At 70.0% G+C, this 23,379-nt stretch carries 22 protein-coding genes and 2 pseudogenes; 16 read left to right on the top strand and 8 right to left on the bottom strand.

The window, feature by feature from the left end:
• The 14 genes from EES41_RS36375 to EES41_RS36310 all read left to right on the top strand — a co-directional run bounded on the left by EES41_RS36375 (window position 1) and on the right by EES41_RS36310 (window position 13,553).
• Window positions 1-1,098 (top strand): bifunctional lytic transglycosylase/C40 family peptidase, encoded by a 1,098-nt coding sequence (locus EES41_RS36375; protein ID WP_123082093.1) that lies wholly within the window; start codon window positions 1-3, stop codon window positions 1,096-1,098.
• Window positions 1,099-1,457: 359 nt separating this feature from the next.
• Window positions 1,458-1,745, top strand: a complete 288-nt coding sequence (locus tag EES41_RS36370; protein ID WP_123082092.1) for a hypothetical protein — start codon at window positions 1,458-1,460, stop codon at window positions 1,743-1,745.
• Window positions 1,727-4,369: an ATP/GTP-binding protein gene (locus EES41_RS43955; protein WP_216827295.1), complete on the top strand. Its 2,643-nt coding sequence runs from the start codon at window positions 1,727-1,729 to the stop codon at window positions 4,367-4,369. Before EES41_RS36370 ends, EES41_RS43955 begins: the two co-directional genes overlap by 19 nt.
• Window positions 4,366-5,283 carry a replication-relaxation family protein gene (locus EES41_RS36360; protein ID WP_123082091.1) on the top strand — a complete coding sequence of 306 codons (918 nt, stop codon included), beginning with the start codon at window positions 4,366-4,368 and terminating at the stop codon, window positions 5,281-5,283. Before EES41_RS43955 ends, EES41_RS36360 begins: the two co-directional genes overlap by 4 nt.
• 627 nt (window positions 5,284-5,910) lie before the next feature.
• The gene (locus tag EES41_RS41805; RefSeq protein WP_164496065.1) at window positions 5,911-6,504 is read left to right on the top strand and encodes a hypothetical protein; all 594 of its coding nucleotides are present in this window, start codon (window positions 5,911-5,913) and stop codon (window positions 6,502-6,504) included.
• 224 nt (window positions 6,505-6,728) lie between these two features.
• Window positions 6,729-7,364: an ATP/GTP-binding protein gene (locus EES41_RS36350; RefSeq protein ID WP_254211710.1), complete on the top strand. Its 636-nt coding sequence runs from the start codon at window positions 6,729-6,731 to the stop codon at window positions 7,362-7,364.
• 52 nt (window positions 7,365-7,416) lie between these two features.
• Window positions 7,417-8,133 carry an SAF domain-containing protein gene (locus tag EES41_RS36345; RefSeq protein ID WP_254211709.1) on the top strand — a complete coding sequence of 239 codons (717 nt, stop codon included), beginning with the start codon at window positions 7,417-7,419 and terminating at the stop codon, window positions 8,131-8,133.
• Window positions 8,133-8,954, top strand: coding sequence for a hypothetical protein (locus EES41_RS36340; protein WP_123082089.1), 822 nt, complete (start codon window positions 8,133-8,135; stop codon window positions 8,952-8,954). Before EES41_RS36345 ends, EES41_RS36340 begins: the two co-directional genes overlap by 1 nt.
• Window positions 8,944-10,494, top strand: coding sequence for a CpaF family protein (locus EES41_RS36335; RefSeq protein WP_254211708.1), 1,551 nt, complete (start codon window positions 8,944-8,946; stop codon window positions 10,492-10,494). The genes EES41_RS36340 and EES41_RS36335 overlap by 11 nt, the downstream gene beginning before the upstream one ends.
• Window positions 10,495-10,505: 11 nt before the next feature.
• Entirely contained in the window at window positions 10,506-11,423 is a 918-nt protein-coding gene (locus EES41_RS36330) for a type II secretion system F family protein (protein ID WP_174261868.1), read from the top strand.
• A complete protein-coding gene (locus tag EES41_RS36325; protein ID WP_123082088.1) occupies window positions 11,420-12,301 on the top strand; it encodes a type II secretion system F family protein in 882 nt (293 codons plus the stop codon). The genes EES41_RS36330 and EES41_RS36325 overlap by 4 nt, the downstream gene beginning before the upstream one ends.
• Window positions 12,302-12,313: 12 nt before the next feature.
• Window positions 12,314-12,529, top strand: a complete 216-nt coding sequence (locus EES41_RS36320; protein ID WP_123082087.1) for a hypothetical protein — start codon at window positions 12,314-12,316, stop codon at window positions 12,527-12,529.
• A gap of 158 nt (window positions 12,530-12,687) precedes the next feature.
• On the top strand, window positions 12,688-13,032 hold the full coding sequence (locus EES41_RS36315) for a TadE family protein (RefSeq protein ID WP_123082912.1): 345 nt from the start codon (window positions 12,688-12,690) through the stop codon (window positions 13,030-13,032).
• Complete coding sequence (locus EES41_RS36310; protein ID WP_254211707.1) at window positions 13,029-13,553, top strand: TadE/TadG family type IV pilus assembly protein; 525 nt, start codon at window positions 13,029-13,031, stop codon at window positions 13,551-13,553. Before EES41_RS36315 ends, EES41_RS36310 begins: the two co-directional genes overlap by 4 nt.
• A 20-nt stretch (window positions 13,554-13,573) precedes the next feature.
• On the opposite strand, the gene EES41_RS36305 is transcribed toward EES41_RS36310, so the two are convergent.
• Both EES41_RS36305 and EES41_RS36300 read right to left on the bottom strand, forming a co-directional pair.
• Window positions 13,574-13,909 carry a hypothetical protein gene (locus EES41_RS36305; RefSeq protein WP_123082086.1) on the bottom strand — a complete coding sequence of 112 codons (336 nt, stop codon included), beginning with the start codon at window positions 13,907-13,909 and terminating at the stop codon, window positions 13,574-13,576.
• 33 nt (window positions 13,910-13,942) lie between these two features.
• Entirely contained in the window at window positions 13,943-14,476 is a 534-nt protein-coding gene (locus EES41_RS36300) for a DUF4262 domain-containing protein (RefSeq protein WP_254211706.1), read from the bottom strand.
• Window positions 14,477-14,722: 246 nt separating this feature from the next.
• Here EES41_RS36300 and EES41_RS36295 point away from each other — a divergent pair, with 246 nt between their 5' ends.
• Both EES41_RS36295 and EES41_RS36290 read left to right on the top strand, forming a co-directional pair.
• Window positions 14,723-15,169: a hypothetical protein gene (locus EES41_RS36295; protein WP_123082084.1), complete on the top strand. Its 447-nt coding sequence runs from the start codon at window positions 14,723-14,725 to the stop codon at window positions 15,167-15,169.
• A 28-nt stretch (window positions 15,170-15,197) separates the two neighbouring features.
• Window positions 15,198-18,446 (top strand): LysM peptidoglycan-binding domain-containing protein, encoded by a 3,249-nt coding sequence (locus tag EES41_RS36290; protein ID WP_123082083.1) that lies wholly within the window; start codon window positions 15,198-15,200, stop codon window positions 18,444-18,446.
• Between the two features lie 77 nt (window positions 18,447-18,523).
• Here EES41_RS36290 and EES41_RS36285 read toward each other — a convergent pair whose 3' ends face one another.
• From EES41_RS36285 to EES41_RS36265, 6 genes and pseudogenes are all read right to left on the bottom strand, one after another.
• Window positions 18,524-18,970 (bottom strand): hypothetical protein, encoded by a 447-nt coding sequence (locus EES41_RS36285; protein ID WP_123082082.1) that lies wholly within the window; start codon window positions 18,968-18,970, stop codon window positions 18,524-18,526.
• 142 nt (window positions 18,971-19,112) lie between these two features.
• Window positions 19,113-19,841 carry a hypothetical protein gene (locus tag EES41_RS43440; RefSeq protein WP_254211705.1) on the bottom strand — a complete coding sequence of 243 codons (729 nt, stop codon included), beginning with the start codon at window positions 19,839-19,841 and terminating at the stop codon, window positions 19,113-19,115.
• Between the two features lie 570 nt (window positions 19,842-20,411).
• Window positions 20,412-20,540, bottom strand: a pseudogene (locus tag EES41_RS44280) (helix-turn-helix domain-containing protein); the annotation flags it as partial.
• 464 nt (window positions 20,541-21,004) lie between these two features.
• The gene (locus tag EES41_RS41800; RefSeq protein ID WP_164496063.1) at window positions 21,005-21,364 is read right to left on the bottom strand and encodes a UTRA domain-containing protein; all 360 of its coding nucleotides are present in this window, start codon (window positions 21,362-21,364) and stop codon (window positions 21,005-21,007) included.
• A gap of 897 nt (window positions 21,365-22,261) precedes the next feature.
• Window positions 22,262-22,768, bottom strand: a pseudogene (locus tag EES41_RS36270) (transposase); the annotation flags it as partial.
• The gene (locus tag EES41_RS36265; protein ID WP_302186193.1) at window positions 22,744-23,316 is read right to left on the bottom strand and encodes a winged helix-turn-helix domain-containing protein; all 573 of its coding nucleotides are present in this window, start codon (window positions 23,314-23,316) and stop codon (window positions 22,744-22,746) included. The gene EES41_RS36265 and the pseudogene EES41_RS36270, both read right to left, overlap by 25 nt.
• Window positions 23,317-23,379 lie beyond the last annotated feature (63 nt).

Below are 23,379 nucleotides of genomic sequence, written 5' to 3'. Positions count from 1 at the left end.
ATGGGGTGCCTGCTCGTGCTGCTTCTGGCGATGGCGGCGTGCTGTACCGCGCCGGTGCTGATGTCCGCCACAGCCGGCCAAAGCGGCGGGCAGGGCGGACCGGTAGACGCGAAGGCGGCCGGTATCCCGAAGCGGATGCTCACCGCCTACACGGCTGGTGCCGCCCAGGTCACCGAGTACGTCCCTGACTGCAAGGGCATGCGCTGGCAGATCCTGGCGGGCATCGCCCGCATGGAGTCCGACCACGCCGCCGGCAAGCAGATCACCCCGGCCGGAGACATTACGCCGCCCATCACCGGGCCCCGACTGGACGGATCCGGTGCCGGCGGCAACACCAGCGCCTTCCCTGACACCGATGGCGGCCGCTGGGACGGCGACAGCGCCTACGAACGAGCCGTCGGCCCGTTCCAGTTCCTGCCCGAGACGTTCCGTGCCTACGGAAAGGACGGCAACGGCGACGGGACCATCTCACCGCACAACGCCGACGACGCCGCCGTCTCGGCGGCCGTCTACCTGTGCGGAGCCGGCCGCGACCTGAACAGACGGGAAGAGCTGCGTGCCGCCATCTACGTCTACAACCACTCCCAGGCATACGTGGACGACGTCATTTCGGGCATCGACCGCTACGACGCCCTGGGCGCCAGCCCGGACGTCCTGTCCGGGAACGCAGGCGTAGTCGTGGCGGCGGCCCTCGCCCAGCAGGGCATCCCCTACTCCTGGGGCGGTGGCGGGCCCAGCGGAGCCACCACCGGAATCTGCTGCTCCCCCCGCGGCCAGGACGGCCGCACCGTCACCGGCTTCGACTGCTCGGGACTCACCCAGTACGCGTACGCCAAGGCCGGGATCACCCTGCCCCGCACGGCCGCCGCGCAGGCAGGCGTCGGCCAGCGGATCCCCGCCTCCGCCGGATACGGCGCCCTGCAACCCGGCGACCTGGTGTTCTACGGCTACAGCCCGACATCGGACGCCAGCATCCACCACGTCGGGATCTACCTCGGCGACGGACAGATGATCAACGCTCCCCGGCCGGACCTACGCGTGCAGATCGACCCCGTCACCGCGATGTCCGGCTACGCCGGAGGGGCGAGGCCTCTGTGAGCACCCCGTGGAGCGGGGTCCGGATGATTACCGCGGCCGCCGCCCTGGCCTGCGCCGGGACCTTCCTACTGCACCTCGGCATGCAGGGGCAGGACGAGGAGCCGGCGCCCCGGCCAGCTCCTACGGCCGTACGTACAACCAGCAATCCGGTCATGGCTGGCGCCGACGAGGGACCGGCCACCACCGGCACCCCGACGTCGGTATGGCCACCGGGCCGGACCAGGAGCACCTCGGCGAGCACCCCTGCCACAGCGGCCGCACCCTCGGCGGCATCTTCGCCCGCCGATTTGGCGGCCGGTGCCTCGGAATTGCCTCACCCAGGATCCGGCGAGGCGGCCGACCCCCTTATCCAGCAGGTCATGGACAAGGCCAGCCCCCGGGATCTTCCGCCCGCTGACGAGGCACTACTGGTGCGGCAGGGGCGTGCGGCGTGGCTGGCCGAGGCGGCCCGGTACACGCGGGTGCGGATCCAGGCGGTGACCGCCCGCCGCGACACCCCCACCGCCGCCGACGGCGGCGTGCCCGGCCGTGCGGTGGTGCGGCTGGTGTGGGCCGGCGCCGACCCGGCCGGGACTTTCCTGGATGGCCGCCCCGGCACTGTCCACTTCACGAAGAACGGAGACGGATCATGGAACCGAATGCACTGACGCCGTCGGCTGCCGGAGCCTTCGGAACGGCCGGTGACGTCCTCGCCGCCCTGTGGGCGGTGGGCGCATGGGCGTGGGCGAACCTGTGGTGGATGGTGCTCGCCTCGGCTGCCCTGACCGCTGGTTGGCAGGTGCTGCAGCAGCGCCTCGCCGCGAAGGCGCTCGCCGAGCGCACCTGTGTCGAGCTGGTGCCGTCCGGACAGTTCTCGCCGGGGGACGAGGAGATCTGGCGCCATGGCATGCAGCTGATCCGTGCCGCAGGGTCGGGACCGTGGTGGACACCGCGACGTGCCCGCACCCTTCGGGTGCGGCTGCGGGCCGACGGCAGCTCGCCGCTCGCCTACCGGATCGAGGCTCCCGCCTCCGCCCACGCGCTCCTGCACCGGTCCCCCTTCGGTCCGCGCGTCACCGTCAGCCCGGCCGCCCCGGTCGCGGACAAGAAGCGCACCCACGTAGTGCGGACCGCACTCACGTTGAACGGGAAGTCCGGCTCGAAGCTGCGAGACGTGCCTCTGGAGCCGGATCCATTGCAGCCGCTGGTGGACGCCGTCGCCGGGATCCGCGCGGAACTCGGCGACCTCGCCGAGGTCTGCGTCGACCTCTCCCCCGCCCCGCGCTGGCAGCTGGCCCTGCACCGCCAGCAGATCGTGGCGCAGGCCCGCGTCGAGGCTCGCCGCGAAGCCGTCCGCGAGGCGCGGTGGGTGGGCACCCAGTCCACGAGCAGCCTGCCCGCCACCGTGGGCCGGCTGCTGGATCCGGCGGAGTGGAAGGGGCCCCATCGCTCTCCCATCGTGATGCCGCCGCGCCCCCGGCAGGTCAACCGTGAGCGCGTGCTGGGCAAGCTCGCCGAGAGCGCGGGCCTGATGCGCGTGCAGATCCTGGTGCGCTGCGCCTCCGACACCGAAGGCCGCGCCGAACAGCTCCTGTCGCTCGTCAACGCCGGCATGGACGTGTATGCGGGTGCCTCCCGGATCGGGGCGCAGGGCGTGTCGATCGGGCCGTGGCGGATCGGGCCCGACCGGTGGCCGTGGCGGCCGCGGTTCGACGTTCGGTGGGCGACAGGGCTGATGCGGCCCGCCGCCGGGGGCTGGGCCCGTATCGATGAGCTGGCCGGCCTGCTGAAGCCGCCGACGGCGGCGGCACGGGTGCCGGTGGTCGAGGCGCAGATTCCCACCTATGAGCCGGGCAAGGACCTGCTGCCGCAGGGCTGGTACCAGGGGCCCGACGGTCGCGAGCGGCTGCTCGCCACTCACGAGGACGACACCTTGTTCGAGATCCAGTCCGGCAAGGCCGGATGGGGCAAGACCATGCGGGCCCAGGTCCAGGCCGTCGCCAGCGCCCACAACGGGCGCGGCCTCGCCTTCGTCGACCCGCACGGCGACTCCTTCACCGAGGTGGCTCCCTACCTCGCCCACGACGAAGTCATGGACCGGATCCACGTGTTCGACCTCACCATCCGCGGCACGAACGCGATGCTGGCCTGCTGGAACCCGCTCGACATGACCAGCGGGCAGCGCCCATACGAGGTGACCGCCGCCGTCGTCGACGCGATCGCCACCGCCCTCGGCTGGGGCGACGTCACCGCACCACGCGCACTGACCATCCTCACCAAGGCCGTCGAAGCTCTCATCGCGGTCAACACCGCCGCCGTCACCACCACCGCCGGGACCGGAGCCGGCGCTGGGGCTGGGGCTGGGGCTGGTGAGCGGCAGGCAACGCTGTTCCAGATCCGGCCGCTGCTGACTGAACCGTCATTCCGGCAGCTGGTCCTGAAGGCGCTGGATGACGAGGCGCGCCGGTGGTGGGCCGCCAGCTTCCCCGACATCCCCAAGGACGCTCTGCTGACCGTCCTCAATCCGCTCGACCGCCTCGCCGCGTCCCCGGTGATCCGGGCGTTCCTGGGGTGCCCGCTCAGCGGCTACGACATCCGACGGGCGATGGACGAGAGCCACGTGGTGTGGATCTGCCCGCCCGGGACCGGGCCCACCGACCGGCTGCTGGTCTCGCTCATGGTCCGTGACTTCCTACGCGCGGGCCTGTCCCGCAGGGACCTGCCCAAGCGTGACCGCAGTTCTTTCCGCTTCTACCTGGATGAGCTGATCTCCCTGGACGGAGCCGCGTCCACGGTGCTGGCAGAGATCACCGAGCAACTGCGGAAGTTCGGGTGCCGGCTCCACGGGATGACGCAGCTCCTGCACCGCCTCTCCGGCGGCACCCGCACCGCGCTCCTGCAGAACGCATCCTGCCTGTCCACGACCGCCGGGTCCGCGGATGCCATCGCGCAGATCACCGGTGAGTGGGGTGGAAAGGTCACCGTCGAGGACGCCGCCGAACTCGAACGGTGGTGGCACTACGCCTCTTTCACCGTGGCCGGCAAACGGATCGGACCGCTGCTGGTACGCGGCCCCTCCCTCGCCGAAGTCTTCGGCCACCTCGCCCGCCCCGGTCACACCGAGGCCCTGCTCTACTCCGCCCACGCCAACACCGGCGCCCGCCCCCTGGACGAACTCACCGCCCAGGCCATCGCCCAGACCGATACCGTCCGCGCCTTCCTGACCACCCTCCCCACCACCGCAACCACATCCACGGCCGGCACAGACGACACCCAGGAGCAGTACGCATGACCACCGCCACCGCCACCGATACCGCCGGCCACCCGCCGACCGGTGACACCCGCGCCCACCAGGCCCTCGCCCTCATCGCGCAGCACCGCATGGTCACCAGCACCCAGCTCCACCAGATGCTCGCCCCCGACATCCCCCCGCGGAAGATCTACAAAGTGCTGGCGCCGCTCCGGGCCGAAGGACTGATCGCCCACACCGTGCTCGGAGGGGGCAAATTCCTCCAAGCGCACTTCCTCACCCCCGCCGGCGCGCAGACCGTCCGGGACTGGCCCGAGCTCCGCGGCCGCGCCCCCGCCGTCCTCACCAACGCGGCAGCATCCATGCGCGCCGCCCACACCCTGACCGGCGTCCGCGCCCACCTCGCGTTCCTCACCGACGCACGCGAGCGGAGCGACGAGTACGGGGCGCTGGACTGGGTGCCCGAGACCGCCCACCGCCTGCCGGACACCGGAGGCGAGGAACAGGTCATCGCCGACGCCGTGTTCCACTACACCGCCACCAGCCCTCGCCGCCGCCAGTACCGGGCGTTCGTCGAAGTCGACCGCGCCACCATGAGCAGCGAACGACTGGCCCGGAAATTGATCTCCTACGCCCGCTTCCACGACTACACCCCCCAGCCGGCCGGACGCCGCAACACCATCGCCGAACAAGGCGCCATGCTCGCCTGGCAACGGTTCTACCCCCGCTTCCCCCGCATCCTGTTCATCCTCACCGGAGCCTCACGCCTCTCCCTGACCCGGCGGATCCAGGACCTGCGCCACATGACAGCGGACCACGAACTCGTCGCCCGCTTCGCCACCCACGTCCCCCTCGGCGCCGCCGTCCTGGAAGACATCGAGACAGCCAGCCCCTCAGCACCCGTCTGGACACCGCTCGCCGGGCCCGCCGACCCCAAGCCGTGGACGCAGCTGTAAGCCCGCGGCAACGCGCCCGACCTCTCCGAAGAGGGCTGGGCCGACTGACCGCAGGTGCCAGGACGAGCACGTCAAGGGCATGGAGCAGATCGCCGACCGGGATTTCAGCAAAGCCTGCCTCACCGACACCTGCGACGACATCCCGATCGCCTCAACGTACCCGCAGCCCCACGCAACGCCCCGCATGACGCGTTGCGGGGCTTGACCGTGACCTCCGCGACCGTCACCGGTGAGTGAACCGGTGACATTCGGCGTCAAGGATGGAAGACCACTTCACCCTCTCCACCGGCAACGAAACAAACCATCACATGCGCAAAGAATCGGCCATAGCATCCATTTTCAGCCAGCAGTTGCCGACGGGCTAAATAGCACCGAAACCGTCCCATGCGCTGGGACGACATGCCAACCAAGAGTGGATTAACTGCACTGACATTGAAGGTATTTACTTCTAAACCACGACGACCGCGCAGTTGCGCCCCACGAAACCCCATAGGACGTACCGGAGTGACGTCGTAGGGTGCCCAATACACACGCCGCAGCAACTCAAACCGTTGCAGCAGCGATTGCACGCGCCGGGGAGGGGCATCCCGAGACCACCGCGGCCAGGCGACAACCGGGGAGACCAACGTGACCACACGCCGTACCCGATCCGCCGTACACCGCCGGATCTTCACTGCCACCACCGCTGCAGTGCTCACGGCCACAGCCCTGCTCACCGGCTGCTCCAAAGACGACAAGGCGGCAGACCCCGCACCTGCACCCCCAAGCCCGAGTGCTTCCCCTAGCCCCTCCGCCGACCCTCAGGCAGCCGAGAAGTCCAAGGTTCTGGCCGTCTATGACGCCTTCTGGGGAGAAGCCGTCAAGGCATACGAGGCTGGGACCGAGAAGGACACGAAGCTCGTGAACTACGCGTCCAAGGATGCGCTGAACCAGACACTCACCGATATTGCGAGCATGCAGCGAGCGGGCACTGCGATGAAAGGCACGCCAGGGCATCTCGCCGAGGTCTCGGCGCTGAATATGTCTGGCGAGCGTCCAACGGCCACGATCTCCGACTGCTTCGATCTGTCCACCTGGAAGATCACCGATCGTGCCAGCGGCCAGGCGAAGCCATTCCCTACAGAGCAGCCCATGCGCTACATCACCGAATTCGATGCGGAGCTCCAAGGCGGGCAGTGGATGCTTACGAAGTTCGTCCGGCACGGGGACCGAACGTGCTGAGACGAGAAGCGCTCGCGGTGTCCGTGGTCTCAGCTACCTTGGCGTTGGCCTGCCCTGCACCGGCGTACGCCAGCGGGGGCGTGTGCGAGGGCGCCTCGGGCTGGGTGAGCGTCTGCGCCGACAAGCCCGGCCAAGAGGGCAGCTATGGCACCCGCCACCAAGGCAAAGGCAGCAACGACAGGGGCGATGGCCCCCCGCCACGGTGGGATTGCACCCGGACTCTGTTGAATCCCCAACCCCCGGCGGGAAGCGCGGCATGGGAGGGACACCAGGCCGGCGATGGCGCGGTCTACCGCAAGGAATGCCGTTCAACTCAATCCGTCGACGGATACTTCGTCATCACCACGGAGTGGTCGGCAGATCCGGCCGCCGCCACGGTCGATCCGGTGGTGCTGGCGCAGCAGGCGGTGGACAGCATGCTCTTGACGGGTCCTGCGATCGCCAGCCCGAGAGCAGAAGGCACCTACTCGGTGGGGGTGCCCATGTGGCTGTGGGTGACTCCGGGCCCGACGACATGGGGTCCGAACACTGCTTCCGCTTCGGCGGGCGGTATCACGGTCACCGCCACGGCCACGGTGTCATCCATCAGTTGGCGCATGGGCGACGGCTCCACCGTGACATGCACTGGTCCAGGCACTGCCTACTCTGCGGCTCGGGGCATGTCGCCCTCTCCGGATTGTGGCCACGTCTACCGCACACCGTCGGCCCACCAGCCAGCCAATAAGTACCAGGGCACCGCGACGACCACGTGGACGGTCAACTGGGCGGTTATCGGCGGCGGACAGACCGGGCAACTGACCGAGGTCCGCCAGTCCCCCTTCACCGTGTCAGTCGGAGAACTCCAGGTCGTCGGCCAGTAGCGACCCAAGCGACCGTACAAACTTCCTTTTCCTCTTTCAGGAGGCACAGCACGTGAGCACCACCACCCCGGTCGTGCCGGGTCAGGCTTCCGTCCCGCCGCCCGCCGGTCCTGCCGGGGGGTCGGCGGCCGCGCCGCGGGTCCTGCGGCAGCGCCGGCGCCGTCCGGGGCTGATCGCCCTGTCCGTCGCGCTGATCGCCGCCGGAGGCTTGTCGGGAGCCCTGTTGTTCACTGCGTCGGGGCAGCGGACGGCCGTGCTGGTGGTGGCCCGGGACGTGCCGGTCGGCGCGCCGATCACCGAGGCGGACCTGACCACGGCTTCCCTCGCTCTGGATCCGGCGGTCAAGGCGCTGCCGGTGGGGAAGAAGTCGGGCACGGTCGGGCAGCGGGCCGCAGTGGCTTTGAAGGCGGGGACACTGCTGTCCCCGTCGCAGGTCACTGCTGTGTCCCTGGTCAAGCCGGGTGAGCAGCTGGTGGGTGTGGCGCTCAAGCCGTCGCAGCTGCCGGCGAGCCGGCTGGCTCCAGGGCAGCAGGTGTTGATCGTGTCCACCCCGGATGCAGCTCAGGCCGGGGGCGCGAAGCCTGCTGAGGGCGCTGCGGGGGCGGCGCCCAAGACGCTCGCGGCCACGGTGGTTGCGGTGGGGCTGCCGGCTCCAGCAACCGGGGTTGTGGTCGTGGATGTGGCCGTGCCCGCGAGTGACGGCCCGGCGCTTGCCGCGCGGGTGGCGACGGGTGCGGTGGCGCTGATTCTCGCCGCGCGGGAGGGCTGATGGCTGTCGTCGCGATCGCGGGCGGGCTGGGTGCGCCGGGGGCCACCACTGTGGCGATGGCATTGCTGATGACGTGGCCACTGCTGGAGGGGCATCGTGTGGTGCTTGCCGAGGCGGACCCGGACGGCGGGGCGATCCTGCCGGGCGCGCTGCAGGGCACGCTCGGCAATACGCACGGGTTGCGGCATCTTGCCGTCGCGGGCCGTCAGGGGCAGTTGGGTGAGGCGTTTTGGCGGCAGCTGGTGGACGTCACCGATGCCGGGACCCGCGACCGGCTGGTGCTGCCCGGTCTCTACGACCCTGCGCACGCTTCGGCGATGGAACCGGTGTGGAAACCGCTGGCGGGCCTGTTCTCGGGGATCGAGGAGCACAGGCACGACGTCCTGGTGGACCTCGGCCGCCGTGGCGCCGTCGGCAGCTCCGCCGTGCTGGCCCAGCGCGCCGACGCTGTTGTCGTGGTGGCCCGCAACACGCTGCGCGGACTGCAGAGCGCCGATGTGCGCCTGAAAGCACTGCGAGAAGTGGTGGGCGGCGCCGGAGAGGTCGGCGTGCTGCTCGTGGACGAGGGCCCGTACTCGAAGGACGAGGTCCGCAAGCGGCTGGAGGTGCCGGTGACGGCTGTCCTGCCGTGGCGGCCCAAGGACGCCAAGGTGCTCTCGGACGGGGCGGAGCCCCCGCGACGGTTCGAATCGGGAGAGCTGATGAGGGCGGCGCGGTCAGCCGCGGTGCGGGTGCAGGAGCTGGTGGCGATCCGCCGCTCGCGTCTCGTTCCTCCCCCGCCCGGCACGGTGACGGCAGGGGGTGTGGACGGTGCGCGCTAGCCCCCTGCACAACAACCCCGTCGTGGCGGACACCTCGCTTCAGGCCCGCCTCGCCGTACCCCGCCCCGCCATCGGCACCGGTGCTGCCGGAGGTACGGTGCCGGTCGATCCCCGCCGGACCCGGCCCGTACCGGCTGCGGCGACGTCGCCGGGCGGTCCGATCACCATCGACTACAGCGCCGTACGCCTGATCAAGAAGGAGGTCGGGGACCGGCTCACGGAGCTGCTGCGCTCCCGCCCGGGGCTGAGTGCGGCCGCGCAGGAGCAGCAGGGCCGGCACCTGATCAATGAGCAGGTGGCGGTGTGGTCGGACGCCGAGGCCGTCAAGCGCGGGAGTGCGACGTCGGCCGCCGAGGACGCCGCCACCGCGCAGGCCGTATTCGACCTGCAGTTCCGGGCGGGCCGTCTGCAACAGCACCTGGACAACTCTCTGGTGGAGAACATCTTCATCAACACGTACACGGACGTGTGGCTGGACTTCACTGACGGGCGGCGTGTGCGAGTGGCGCCGGTCGCCGACTCCGACGACGAGCTGCGGGAACTGCTGCGGGACCTGGCCCGCAGGACGACGGGCCAGAGCGAGCGGAGTCTGTCGACGGCGGACCCGTTCCTCGCCCTGCGTCTGTCAGACGGGTCGCGTCTCCAGGCTGTCATCGACGTGACTCCTGGGACGTACGTCACGATCCGCCGGCACGGCATGCGCCACGCTGACCTGCCCGAGCTGGTCGGCCGCGGCATGCTCGACACCACCCTTGAGCAGTTCCTGCGCGCCTGCGTACGCGCGGAGAAGAACGTGATGATCGTCGGCGGGCAGGCGGCGGGCAAGACGACCCTGTTGCGGGCCATGCTCAAGGAGATCGATCCGGACGAGCGGTTCGCGACGCTGGAGACCGAGTACGAGCTGTTCGCCCACGAGAACGGCCATCACCGGCAGGTCGTGCCGATGGAGGCCCGAGAGTCCAACGGCGAGAGGGTCGGCGGAGTCGCGGCCGGCGAGATCACGCTGATGGATCTGATGTACCGGGCGCTGCGGATGACGCTCACCCGGATCGTGGTCGGTGAGGTCCGCGGCCCGGAGATCGTGGCGATGCTCCAGGCCATGACGAACGGCGCCGGCGGCAACCTGTGCACCCTGCACGCCATCCACCCCTCCGTAGTCTTTGACCGGATCGCCGAGCTGTACCTCCTCGCCCAGGCCAACATGTCGGAAGCCTTGGCGTACCGGCAGGCCGCGAACGGCCTGCACTTCATCGTGTTCGTCTCCTCCACTGATGAGACGAAGATCGGCGGGCACCGTCACCGGTTCGTCTCCCACGTCCTGGAAGTCACCGGCATCGGGGAAGGTGGACGCCCGGAGACGAACGCCATCTTCGGACCACGCCCGGAGTGGAACGAGCACCGGGCCGTACCGCTCATGCACCCCCGCTGCATCAACGACCTGCGCCGCGCCGGATTCGATTCCTCTCTCCTCGGTGAGCCCGGCGGGGCGTGGCCGGCGGCGCTGCCGCTCCTGGTGACCGAGGGGGGCGGGGCACTGTGACTGCACTGCTGATGTGGGTGCTGTGCGGGCTCGCCGTCGCAGGCGGCCTGGTCGGCCTGGTGGCCGGGATCATCGGCACGAGTGCCCCGGCCGGGCCGTCGCTGGCCGCCCGTCTACGGGCCGGGCGCAGCATGGCCTCACGCGACGCGGCGATGGCACGGCGTACGCGGATGGCTGCCGGTGCCTTGGTTGGCGTTGTGTTGTGGCTGGTCACGGGCGTATTCATCGCCGGGGCGCTGGTGTTCCTGGCGGTGGTGGGGGTGCCGTGGCTGCTGGCGCCCACGAAGTCGGCGGCAGCTCGGATCGGGAAGCTGGAGGCTCTCGGCGACTGGACGCAGCGCCTGGCTAACGTGCTCAGGCTGGGCCGCGGGCTGGATGAGGCCTTGCAGATCTCCCGGAAGGGCTGTCCCGAGGACATCGCGGGGGAGGTCGGGGACCTGGTCGACCGTCTGCACGTCGGGTGGCGGCCGACGGATGCCCTGCGGCACTTCGGTGACGCGCTGGGCGACGTGACCGCCGACAAGGTGGTCGCCGCGCTGGTGCTGTCGGCCGCCGACCGTGGCCCCGGGCTCGCCCAGGCGCTGGATGACCTCGCCGAGTCCGTCCACGAGGAAGTGGCCCGGCGCCGGGCGATCGAGGCCGACCGCGCCAAGCCGCGTACGACGATGCGGTGGATGACGATCATCACGCTCGGTGTCGCCGGGGCGGGGTTCCTCATCCCCTCTTACACCGCTCCGTACGGAACGCTCCTGGGGCAGCTGGTCCTCGGCGTCCTGTCCGCGGGGTTCGTGGGTGTGCTCGCGCTGATGCGGCAGATCGCCGACGTCAAACCGGTCCCCCGGTTCCTGATCGCCGACCCGCGCAGCGCCGTCACCGCAGCCCCCGTTCCGGCTGAAGACAGCGCGCAGACGACGGAGGTGTCGGCATGATGCCCGTCGCTGCGATCATGTCCGGGGCCGCGATCGGCGCTGGTGCCGCGCTGCTGGTCCGTGAGGTGCTGCGGCCCGCCCCGGCGCTCGGGCCAGCGCTGCGCCGCCTGAACCAGCCCGCCCCCGCCTCCCCCACAGCCGGGCCGGCGTCCCGGGATGAGCAGTGGGGGCAGTGGCTGCTGGACCATCTCACCGACGTCCCTGGCGTACGGATCCCGCACAAGGACCTGGCCCTGACCGGCTCCACCCCCGCCAGGTTCCTGCTGACGAAGGTCGCACTTGCGGTGGGTGGTCTGCTGCTGCCGCCGCTGTCCACGATCCCGCTGCTGCTCGTCGGCCTGCCCCTCTACCTTCCCGCTATCGTCGGCATTCTCGCCGCCATCGTCTTGTGGTTCGCCCCCGACCTCGCCCTGCGCGACAAGGCCAAACGGGCCCGGGCCGAGTTCGCGCACGCCATGGCCGCTTACCTGGACCTGGTCGCGCTGCGCCGGGCCGGGAACGTCTCAGCCGAACAGGCCATGGAACAGGCCGCCCAAGTCGGCCACGGATGGGCGTTCCTGCGGATCCAGGGAGCACTGGCCCGCTCCCGCGTCGACAAGGTCCCGCACTGGGAATCCCTGGCCCGTCTGACCGCCAAACTGGACCTGCCCGTCCTGGACGACCTCGCGGCGATCATGCGGCAGTCCGCCGACGACGGCGCCTCCGTCTACGCGACCCTGCGCTCCCGCGCGAAGAACCTCCGTACCGAGTTGCTGGCCGCGCAGGCAGCCGAGGCGAACTCGGACAGCGAGAAGATGACCGCGCCCGGCGCGCTCCTCGCCGTCCTGGTGATGCTTCTGATCGCCTTCCCCGCCATCATCCGCATGCTCAACACCTGAGGAGACACCGTCATGATGACCAGGCTCGCCGTCCGCGCCACGACCGCCGCCTCCGCCACCGCCGCGTGGTTCAAGTCCCGTATCGAGCAGGGCGGGGCCGACGACCGGGGCGACATCTCGATCACGACCATCATCATCTGGGTGGCCGCGACCGCCGGCGCCCTCGCGATCGCCGGGACCATCGCCGTCGTGATCGCCAAGTACAACACCAGCCTCTCCGGCATCTAGAGGACCAGATGGGCGCGCAGAGACGGGAAGGAGACGGGGTGAATCACGACGGCGGCCGAAGGCCCGCCAGGGCTGGGCGTTCTCGGTGGCTCATGCGCGTCCCCGGTGCCGACGAGGCCACGCAAGGGGGCGGGGACCGCGGGGAGTCATCCATCCAGATGGCGATCGTCTTCCCGTTCATCCTGCTCGTGACCGTGGCTGTCGTGCAGGCGTCGATGTGGGTCTACGCCCGCAACATCGCTCTCACCGCGGCTCGCGAAGGCGTCGCGGCCGCCCGCGTCTACCAGGCCCCCGAAGGGGCGGGCGCGGCCCGGGCCACCGAGACTCTCGGCCGGATCGCGGGCGACAGCCTTGCCGGCCGCAGCGTGAGCACTACGGGAAGTTCGGCGACCGAGGTCCGGGTGACCGTCACCGGCCAGGCCCTCTCCCTCATGCCGGGACTGTCCGGACTGAGCGTCTCGCAGTCGGCATCCGCACCGCGTGAACGGTGGACCACCCCTTGATCACGACCAATCCCTACGCGACGTGGGTCCGCCGACGGGCAGGGGGCGGGGACCGGGGTAGTGAGACGATCGCTGCGGCGATCGTCACCCCGCTGCTGCTGATGCTGCTGTGCCTGGTGATCGCCGGGGGCCGGATCGTCACCTCGGGCGCGAAGATCGATGCCGCCGCAGAGGACGCCGCCCGGGCCGCGTCGATCTCCCGCACCTACAGCGGCGCCCAGGCTGAGGCCGCCGCCGCGGCTGCCCGTTCCCTCGACGACCAGGGCATCCGGTGCGCGTCGTCATCCACGAACGTCGACGTCTCTGGACTGGCCGTGCCCCTCGGCGAGGTCGGCACCGTCACCGTCACGATCTCCTGCACGGTGGCGGTGTCCGATCTTCTGCTGCCCGGAGTGCCCGGCAACAAGACCATGACAAGCCGGTTCACGTCCGTGGTGGACGCCTATCGCTCCAGAGCTCTCGGGTTCGCGAATTCTGAAGGGCCATGGCGTGCGAACCGAAGTATGGGGATCGTGCAGTGAGCGCGCGCGAGTACTCGGGTTCACGCTCCGTCCGTCGAGGGATTCCGGGCTCCTGCTCGGCAGGCCGCCCGTGCTGTGAACCAGACGGTCTCGAACTCGTCGAGGGTGAGGTCGTGCGGCTCGTGTCCTTCCCACTCCTGGACGGGAATCTCAGCCGTGGCGCCGAACGTCGCCTCGTAGCCCGCGAGCGTTCCAGCCTGCTGGGCGGCTTGCCACTCGGCCAGGGATGCCGCGGCGAGCGGCCTCTCAAGGGGACCTTGGAGTTCAACCTGGCGGGCGACCCAGCCGTCCGCGTCGACCTCGAAGTAGAACCAAATGTCATCCTCGGCCCAATAGCTGCGGAACCAATGCCTCATATCGTCATTGTCCGCGACGCCGCCGTCGTACGTTCACAGGTCCTGCGTCCATACGCCGGCAGGGTGTTCGTCTGGGTGCAGGTCCAGCCGGGGTTGGTGGGTCAGGGCGTCTTCCCCACCGGGCTGCCAGGGGAAGGCTCCGTCGCGGTTGGGCCAGACGACCTGGAGGACTGGGAACGGAGGCTTGCGGTAGTAGCTGATCGCGGTTCCGAAGAACGCCTTGTACCAGCGGTAGTCGACGGGCCTGAGGACCAGGGGGACGCTTGCGACGTCGTGCCACTCTTGGCCGGGCTCCAGAGGCTGGCCTTCAACGGCTCGCTGACTGAGGTCGTTGAGGATTGTCTGCATCAGGCGGACGTCCAGGCCGAACATCGCAAGCTCGGGCATCCGGTGGCGGTGCCACAGACCAACGGTGTAGGCCCACCCGGGTCCCTGGCCGTCGGCGGGGACCATCGAGACCTGCCAGCCGTGCTGACGAATGGCGTCGACGATCGACTGGGTGCGGGGGTCGAGCTCGTTGATGCCCTGACAGAGGACGCAGTGGCAGGGAGTGTGACCGGTGGGCATAGCCGTGAGGCTACGGGAGCGGTTCTGCCCCAGGTTCGGCGGGATCGGTCAGGCAGACGGGCTGGTGCCGGCGAAGCCAGGGTGGTCGACGAATGGTGCTTCAGGAATCCCGGAAGACCATCACGATTCATCGAGATGCTTCAAGAACTGCACTCCATCGAGGCACCCCTGGCCCGCACCGGAGCACAACCTGCAACAGCGGGAGCTGCCGAACCTACGACTTTTCCGACGCTGGAGGGCTTACCGATGCGGGCAGTACAAGCCTTGTGGCGCAGCCGTCTGCGCGAGGACAGGGGCGGGATCGCCGTCTACACCGCGATCGTCACCATCGCCCTGCTGGGCATCATCGGGCTTGCCCTCGACGGCGCGGGGAAGCTCCGCGCGACAGAGCGGGCGGACGCTGTCGCGATGGAAGCCGCCCGCGCAGCCGGCCAGGCCATCGACCCAGCCCAGGCCGTGACCGGTGAGAGCCTGCGCGCCGACCCGGAGGCTGCGGCTGCTGCCGCCCGCGCCTACCTCGCCCGGGCCGGCACCCAGGGCAGCGTCTCCCTGTCCGCGGACAGCACCCAGCTGACCGTCACCGTGTCCGACACCTACGCCACGAAGTTCCTGTCCGTCGCCGGGATCAGCTCCATGGGCGTGAGCGGCCATGGCAGCGCCCGCCTGCTGCACGGCGTCACCCAGCCCGAATAGCGAATCCGCGCAAGAAGGGGCCCCGTTCATGTCCAAGCCCACCATCCGCAAGCCTCTCAGCGGGGTGCGCACCGCGGCCGCCCTGCTGCGTGCGCTCCTCAGCCTGGCCGTCCTCCTCGTACTGCTGGGCGGCCTGCCCGTGCTGCTGTGGTGGGCCGCCTCCATCGTCGGACCCCCCGGACTCGCAGCCCTCAGTTCACTCTTCACCACCGACGACTCCGGGCAGGTGTTTCTCCTCGCCCTCGCCGTCGCAGGATGGACGGGCTGGGCGCTCTTCGCCGTCTCGGTGCTGCTGGAGATTCCCGCCCAGCTACGCGGCCGATCCGCCCCGCAGATCCGCGGCCTGGTCGGCCAGCGTGCCGCCGCCGCCTTGGTCGGCGCCGTCCTCCTGGCCCTGCCCACCGGGACCGCCCTTGCTGCGGCCCCCTCCCCCGCCCAGGCCGCCACCCACACCACCACCACGGCGGCTGCCGTTCCCGGCACCGGTGCCACCCATTTGTCCACGGCCGCCGGAACGGAGCAGGCCGCGGCGACGCACACGGTGCGGGACGCCAAGCCGGCCGAGAGCCTGTGGTCCATCGCCGAGGCACGCCTGGGCGACGGCGGACGCTGGGAAGACATCGCCGCCCTCAATGAGGGCAACACCATGACTGACGGCAGGACCTTCCACGCCGATGGGCCGATCCAGCCCGGATGGATCCTCCACCTTCCCGCGGACGCCCGCCCCGTGCCGGCGGCTTCAGGGCACGTGCCGCAGCCGTCCGGCACCGCGACCCGCACGGCCTACACCGTCAAGAGCGGCGACAACCTCGCGAGCATCGCCGAGGCTCAGTTGGGAGACGCCGGCCGGTACGGAGAGATCTTCGACCTGAACAAGGGCGGCCCGATGCCCGGCGGCGGGACGTTCACGGACCCCGACCTGATCCACCCCGGCCAGCACCTCACCCTGCCCGGCAGCGCCTCCAACCCGGCCCCGCCGCAGGAGGCCAAACCGGATCCCGGAACCGACGACAGTGCCACCCCTCCGCCCGCCACGAAACCCGCACCACCCACGCCGGCGCCATCCGCCTCCGCCACGAAACCCGCACCGTCGCCGTCCACTTCCGCGACCGCTTCGCCCTCGGCGACGGCCGAGGCAGCGCAGCCGGCTCTGTCGGCCACCGCGGTACCGGCAGACGAGACGGCGGGCAGCCACGTCAACTTCGCGCTGATCGCCGGCATCGGAACGCTGCTGGCCGCCTCACTCTCCGGGGCGCTCGGCGTCCGCCGGATCCTGCAACAGCGCGAACGTAAAGCCGGGCAGACCATCGCCAAGGACGAGGAGCCGACCGAGCTGGAGCAGCTCCTGTCCGCGACTTCGGGGCCAGCCGGGATCGAGCTGCTCGACCGCGCGCTGCGCACCCTCGCCCACCACGCCGCAACCGACGGCCGAGACCTGCCAGCGCTGCGCGGAGCACGCCTCGACACTGCCGGGGTCACCCTGCTGCTGGACGAACCCGCCCCGCCCGTGGCCCCGTTCACCGCGGGCCCCCATACGCGCACCTGGACTCTCGACCCGACGGCGGAACTCTTCACCGCCGAGGAGGTCGCCGATGTCCAAGCGCCCTACCCCAGCCTGGTCACCCTCGGTGCCAACTCCGACGGCCTGGTCCTCATCGACCTGATGACCTGCCGGGTCCTGCTCCTGGACGGCACCGACGAGGCGGTCCTGGAGGTGGCGCGTGCCGTCGCGCTGGAGCTGGGTACCTGCGCGTGGACCGACTACAGCGAGATCCTCACCACCGGTCTCGGTGCCCGCCTCGCCGGTCTCCTTCCGCAGGGCCGGATCCGGGCGATGCCGCACCTTCCCGCCGTCGCAGCCGACCTCGGCGAGCTCATGCTGGAAGCGCACCAGAGCGGGGAGCAGGTTCTTCCGTGGCTGGCCGTCGGAGCCGGGGACATGGAAGGGGAACATCTGGTGCAGCTCGCCGACGCTCTCGCCGCCGGCCGGACACTGGACACCGCGGTCGTCCTGCCCGCCACCGCGGCGGCCCGCCGGTGCTTCCCCCACGCTGAAGTCCTCAACGTAGCCCGCGGCCAGGACGCCACCGTCGCAGTGCTGGAGACGTCGGTGGATCTGCAGCGGATCACCGATGAGCAATACCGGCAGTACGTCCACGCCCTCCAGGTGTCCACCCAGGAGCCGCAGGCCGCGGCCGGTCAGTGGGCGAACGCCGAGGACCACGACCAGGCGGCCGCCGGCGGGGCCCCGCTGACAGTGCACGCCGTCGGCGATGAATCGCTGGACCCCGGCAACCCCTTCCCCGCCCTCCTCGCCGGATCCGCCCGATTCATCCCTGCCTCCACGGAGCCCGCTGAGACCAACGGCACCGCCGAAGCAGGCACAACGAACGACTACGGTACGGAACCCGACGGCGCGCCAGCCACGGGGCAGGCAGCCGGCAGCAGCCCCGTAGTCGTCGCGCCGGATCCCGCACCGGTATCCGCGCAGCTACCCCGCCAGACGGCCACCGGCGAGAGCGCGGGAGTGCGGATCGAGGTGCTGGGGCCGCTGCGGATCACCGGCAGTGACAGCACCGCGCACAGCCCGCGCACCACCGCCATCGCCGCCCTCATCCACCTGCGGCCCGGACGAAGCACTGACGCCCTGTGCCAGGCCATGGACCCCGCCAACCCCTGGTCCACCCGGACCTTGCACTCACGCCTGTCCGAACTGCGCGGCGCAGTCGGCCTCCACACCGACGGCCAGCCACTCCTCCCCCGCCCCAAAACCGGCGCCGGATACACCTTCCACCCGGCCGTCACCTCCGACTGGGCACAGTTCCAAGCCCTCGCCAGCCGGGGACTCGCAGCGGGTCCGCGCGCCGGGACCGAAGACCTGGAGGCAGCGATGGCACTGGTCCGGGGCAAGCCCTTCGACGGCCGGACGCTCCCCTGGGCCGACCCGATCGTCCAGGACATGCTGTCGAGGATCACCGACACCGCCCACACCCTCGCCCGCTGGCAAACCGACGGCGCCCTACCCGACCTGGACGCCGCCCGCCACACCGTGCACAAAGGCCTGGAAGTCGAGGCAACCTCCGAGGTCCTCTACCGCGACCTGCTCACCATCGAATGGGCCGCCGGGAACGACGCCGCGATCCGCCGGACCCTCACCCGCATCCAGCAAATGGCGCGTACGTACGACATCACCCTCGAAGACACCACCGAGGACACCATCGCCCTCGTCCTCTCCGGCAAGCCGGCACCCTCCGAGGCGAACACCATGCGGGTCTGACACGACATCGCACACACTGGACGGCTGCGGGGAGCACCGCTCCCCGCAGCCGTCCAGCACACTTGATGTGTGAAGGCTCAGGCCATCGGAGCGCGCAGCGCATCCCTGGCATGCCGGCCCGTCGCGAGGAGTTCGGCGCGGGCAGCGTTCTCGCCGACCGGCGGCCGGTCCTGCCACTCGGCCCGGACCTCGGCCACCGCCGCACACACGGTCTGGACCTCCTCCACAAGATCGGCACCCAAGGCTTCCGACCGCGGTCCGGTCACCATCACCGTGCCGTAAAAACCGTAGGGCAACTCGATCCCCCGCCACACCGAAGCCAGCACCCATGCCGACAAGTTCAGCGGGAGACGCTCAGCCTGACCGTTGCCGTGGACATGCAACACGGCCCGGCGGTGGTAGACCGCCGTATCGACAGAGCCCCCCACCCCGGCCCGGATCAACAAGCCGCTCTCCAGTGCATCAGCCGGCCACGGCACCAGGGCCGCCCCACCGTCCGCATCGATTCGCAGCACCAAACTCATCTCACAACCTCCTTGTTTGACAAGACTGAACAAACTAGTAGAAATCGCAGGCAGTTGACGGACCTGCGGCCAGCGGGACGACACCCGGGCCCCTGAAAGCAGCTACCTCTCTCAAACTCATCCAATGGAGCCGGACAGGCGATCACGTCTGCTCCTGTGCGTATGCCCCCAGTTCGGGGTGCTCGCGCAGGAGTTGCTCCCGCAGCATGCGTACCTGTGCGGCGTCAGCCGCTGCCTTCCGCTGCGCCTCGGTCCGCTCCTGCGCCGTCTTGCTGCGCTCGGCATGTTCCGCGTAGGCCTCGTCGAGCATGCGCGCCCAGCGGATCGTCTGCCGCAGGCGTGCCGCTTCCCCTGCCGCCTGAGCCTCGGCTGCCAGGGTTGCGCTCACTCGCTGCACGGCGGTCTGCGCGGCAGCCTGCTCGACCCGTTCTTGGCACTGCCAGCACAGGCCGTCAGCCGGCCGGGGCCCCTTTCCGGCAGCCGTGCAGCCCTGACCATCGCACTCCCACCAGTGAGGCGCGGGCTCCTTCTCCCGCGATCCGGGTACCTGTCCCCGGCGGCGGTCCGTGCGACGCTGCTCGCACTTCGGGCATCCATCGCCCAGGTGCAGGGTCACGCCGTCCTCGCACATCGGATCAGGACAGTCCGTGGACGGGCGCACCAGAGCGACCGCGACACCCACCGGGGAGGCGAGCTGTCCCTCGGCCAGGGCGCGGGCGTAGCCGTGGGTCCACCATCGCCTTTGGATCCGTTGCACCAGCTGGTGTGCTGTGCGCCCGCCGTCCAGGGCTTGCAGGATCGCCTCCCTCAGCACCGACGGGCGGTGGTCTGGCAGCAGAGCGGCCAGTTCCCTGGGCCATGCCGCTTCCACCGCGCGGATGGCATCTGCCAGCGCTGGGGGGATGCGGTGGGAGGCAGATGCTCCCCGACCGGATCTCAGGGCGGGCGCGTCAGCGTCTGCGGGCGCGGCGGAGCCGCCGGCCTCGCGCACACTACTACCCGCACCAGCCCTGCGGGCGTCATCGGCGCTGCGCGCCGTAGGCGCTACGGGGGTTTCAGTTACGGGGAGGGTTAAGGGAGAGGGTTGGGGGACTGTGAGTCCCCCCTGAAGGGACACAGAGTCCCCCCTGCCCGGGGACTGACAGTCCCCCCTCCCGTCGGGATCGGGGTGCCCTGGGGGAGGGGACTGAGAGTCCCCTCCCCCAGGGCGCGGCTTTCCCTTGTCGCTACGCTGCGCGCGGGGCGGGGCCGGCGGAAGTGGCGCGCGGTTGTCGTTGGTCAGTGGCGGCAGGCCTCGGTGGGCCCGGTCCTGGTTCACCCGGGCAAGGCGCTCCGGGCCGTACCAGGCCGCCGGGATCTGCAGGTCGTACACCTTGGGGCGGGCCTGCTTGGGGATGTAGCGGGCGACGTCCTGATCCCCCAGCACGATCACACCCTGCTCCACCAGGGAAGCCAGGCGCCGCTGGACCGTCTTCACGTCGCAGAGGGCGATCCTGGCCAGGGTGCGGCGTGAGGGGAACGCGTTGCAGCCGTCGGAGTCCGCCTTCTCCGCCAGACCGGCCAGCAGCATCCGATCCGTCGTACCGGCCACGGGACTGTCATGCAGGGCCCACAGAATCGGTTCAAGCGCCACAACGCACCACCCATGGTGGGGTTAACACGTGTCCGATGTGAAGGGCACGATGTGGCGCGCCCAGGGGGATTCCGCGTACGCTCATGACTCAGCGCACCTCCAGTTCTTGCGACTAGGTGCTCTTCCCCGCCCAGGCGGACCAGGCCCGGGACGAGGACTTGCGAGCCCCGCCACTCGTGGCGGGGCTCGTTTAAGGTTTCAGGCAAGGTCATATTCGACACAACAGGGTGAACGTCACCGAACCGATCACCATGACGCCCCAACCGGGATCACGACCAGGTGACAGCAGTACTGGTGACTCACCGGTGAGTTTCCCCGGCTGCTACACCACGCCCCCTGCCTAGGGCAGTTCGTCGTAGTGAAGCTCAACCCGGTCGGCGGCACCCACCACATGAAAGCCTTCAAGGACGCGACCGGCGTCCGCCACGGCCGCGCACCACACACCCGACACACAGAACCGGCACCCTCTCCCCCATCCCGAGCGCTGCCGCCTCCGCTGCCGTCGGCATCCTCGCGGTGACTTTCTCATCAGCGAACCCGGGAGCCAGCCCACCAGCACTCATCGCGCCCAGCACACCACCGACAACCTTCCCCGGCTGGTCGAGCCCACAGGCTTCCGCCACATCCACCGGATAGAAGGCCTCCTGTATCTGCACGACCTCCCCCTCGATCAGCGCGTGCCTGGCCCGACGGACCACAAGCGTGCCGGGCTCCAGCCCCAGCAGCGCGGCAATATCGGCAGGTGCGGCGATGCGCTCCACAGCCCGCAGAACCACGGCGCCACCCACACCCACACCAGCCGCCGCCGTCTCCCACGGACCCATATCGCCACCGGGCCGCAGCACAGCGCCATACCGGCTCGAGGGGAACACGAACACGCGCCCGACTGCGCACCACCGTCCCCACCCGCGGCTTCCGCACCACCAGACCACGCTCAGCCAAATCCCGGTAAGCCCACTCCACAGACGGCTTTGACTCCAAGGCCATCGAGGCCGCCCTGCAATGCGTCCACGGCACTTTCCGGGAACAGGCCGGGCCGGACTTCGCGGCGTGGCCATAGCGCCGCCGGTGGCCGTGTCCCACACTCGCACCGCACGGTCATGGCCGCTGGTGGCCTCGTGCTGGGCGAACAAGCAAGAGACGGCGTCGTTGAACGCGATACAGCAGATTGATCACCATTCGACACATGCATACCTGGCCGGCTTGCAGCGAGGAGCCCGGCTCGCAAGAGCCGTACGGCTGTGGAGGGCTGGCCTCGGCGCGTGATGAGTCCGAGCTGGCGTGCGGCGAATTGCGTCAAGCGGCTGCGCCTGGACGTGGGCGTTGAGGACGTGCCGGGACTCGGGGCCGGGCCTGTCGACGGCGCTTGAATCGTGGTTCTGGATCACTTTTGGTGCAGAGCCACGGAGCGTCACCGAAGCCGCGATCATGGACCCTCGTGACCGACGATCTTCTTCTCCAAGACCTCTGGTTCCACCACGTCGATGACGTCATGCTCGACACCATCGCCGTCCGCGGCGAACTGGTGACCGTCCAGGCCGCTGCGAGGTCCGGCGTCATGCGGCGTGCAGGACGCGTTTGCGCAGGAGGTCGAAGTTGGCGCGGCCGAACATCTGGCGCTTCAGCATCTTGATCTTGTTGTTACTGACTTCGGCTTTTCAAGGTGAGGCTGGTGCGTCGAGGGTGAGGCCGGTGCCGGCTATGAAGCCGTCGAGGGTGTGGGGCCGGTATTGAAGGCGTTTGAGCCGGTTGCGGACGAGTGCTTCGAGGCGGTCGAGTGCCATGACGGCGAGGTTGGCGAGGCTGCGTTTGACGTGTGCCCACACCCATTCAACGGGGTTCAGGTCGGGTGAGTAGGCGGGCAGCAGGAAGACCGTCAGCCACTCACGCTCTGCCACGAATTCCTGCATCCTGCGGGAGACGTGGGTGTTGAGCCGGTCCCAGACCAGCACGATCGGCGCCCTGACCAGCTGATGGACACCGTCGAGCAGAGCGATGAAGTCCCGCTCGCCCATACTGCGACGTGTTCCTTTGCCGGCGGGGTGGGTCCGCAGGCGGTGACACAGCCGAGTCCGGGAGCCTGGCCGCATCGCGATCAGGCCGGCCACCGACAGCCGTCCCGAGCGGCGCCCGCTGACCGTCACGACCGGGGTGATGCCGCGCCGGCCCCAGGTCCGTCCCCGGGGCGGCCGTCGGGTGAAGCCGGCTTCGTCCTCGAAGCAGACGTAGCCCCCGCAGGCCGCCCGGGCCCTTTTACCTCCGCCCAGGTCGCCTCCCGCCACGTGCTCACGGCCTGCTCGTCGCGTTCGGCGACCCGCCGCGCGGGCACCTGCGGGGAGAACCCGAGCCGGTGCATCAACCGGGTGGCACCCGAGACGCTGTAGGAGATGTGGAACTTCCTGCCGATCAGCGTGACCACCCTCGATGCGGTCCACACCTGGTCCTCGACCCAGCCGTGCGCGGCCGGCCCCTCCTCCAGATACACGGCCAGCTTCTCCAGACACCGCGAGGACAGACGGCACCGCGACCCGCTCGGACCGCGAGAGGCCAGAGCCTGAACACCGCCGTCCCGCCACAACTGGTGCCACTGATAAGCCGACTTCACGCTCACCCGCAGCCGCCCTGCAACCTCCGACGGCTTGACCTTCTGCTCGAACAGTTCAGCCGCCTGCAGCCGTACCGCCTCGCGCCGCTGACGTCCTGTCGGAGTCAGCCCGCCCCCATCCGCATATCTCACACACCACGAATACAGTCACCCACCCACACCCATCAGGAA

This window comes from Streptomyces sp. ADI95-16, assembly GCF_003721495.1.
Classification (GTDB): domain Bacteria; phylum Actinomycetota; class Actinomycetes; order Streptomycetales; family Streptomycetaceae; genus Streptomyces; species Streptomyces goshikiensis.
This window is presented reverse-complemented; position numbering and strand designations above follow the sequence as displayed.

Coding starts and splice junctions, on each gene's coding strand:
- EES41_RS36375 (WP_123082093.1), top strand. CDS start 1: ATGGGGTGCCTGCTCGTGCTGCTTCTGGCGATGGCGGCGTGCTGTACC.
- EES41_RS36370 (WP_123082092.1), top strand. CDS start 1,458: ATGGACAAGGCCAGCCCCCGGGATCTTCCGCCCGCTGACGAGGCACTA.
- EES41_RS43955 (WP_216827295.1), top strand. CDS start 1,727: ATGGAACCGAATGCACTGACGCCGTCGGCTGCCGGAGCCTTCGGAACG.
- EES41_RS36360 (WP_123082091.1), top strand. CDS start 4,366: ATGACCACCGCCACCGCCACCGATACCGCCGGCCACCCGCCGACCGGT.
- EES41_RS36340 (WP_123082089.1), top strand. CDS start 8,133: ATGGCTGTCGTCGCGATCGCGGGCGGGCTGGGTGCGCCGGGGGCCACC.
- EES41_RS36330 (WP_174261868.1), top strand. CDS start 10,506: ATGTGGGTGCTGTGCGGGCTCGCCGTCGCAGGCGGCCTGGTCGGCCTG.
- EES41_RS36325 (WP_123082088.1), top strand. CDS start 11,420: ATGATGCCCGTCGCTGCGATCATGTCCGGGGCCGCGATCGGCGCTGGT.
- EES41_RS36320 (WP_123082087.1), top strand. CDS start 12,314: ATGATGACCAGGCTCGCCGTCCGCGCCACGACCGCCGCCTCCGCCACC.
- EES41_RS36315 (WP_123082912.1), top strand. CDS start 12,688: ATGGCGATCGTCTTCCCGTTCATCCTGCTCGTGACCGTGGCTGTCGTG.
- EES41_RS36305 (WP_123082086.1), bottom strand. CDS start 13,909: ATGAGGCATTGGTTCCGCAGCTATTGGGCCGAGGATGACATTTGGTTC.
- EES41_RS36300 (WP_254211706.1), bottom strand. CDS start 14,476: ATGCCCACCGGTCACACTCCCTGCCACTGCGTCCTCTGTCAGGGCATC.
- EES41_RS36295 (WP_123082084.1), top strand. CDS start 14,723: ATGCGGGCAGTACAAGCCTTGTGGCGCAGCCGTCTGCGCGAGGACAGG.
- EES41_RS36290 (WP_123082083.1), top strand. CDS start 15,198: ATGTCCAAGCCCACCATCCGCAAGCCTCTCAGCGGGGTGCGCACCGCG.
- EES41_RS36285 (WP_123082082.1), bottom strand. CDS start 18,970: ATGAGTTTGGTGCTGCGAATCGATGCGGACGGTGGGGCGGCCCTGGTG.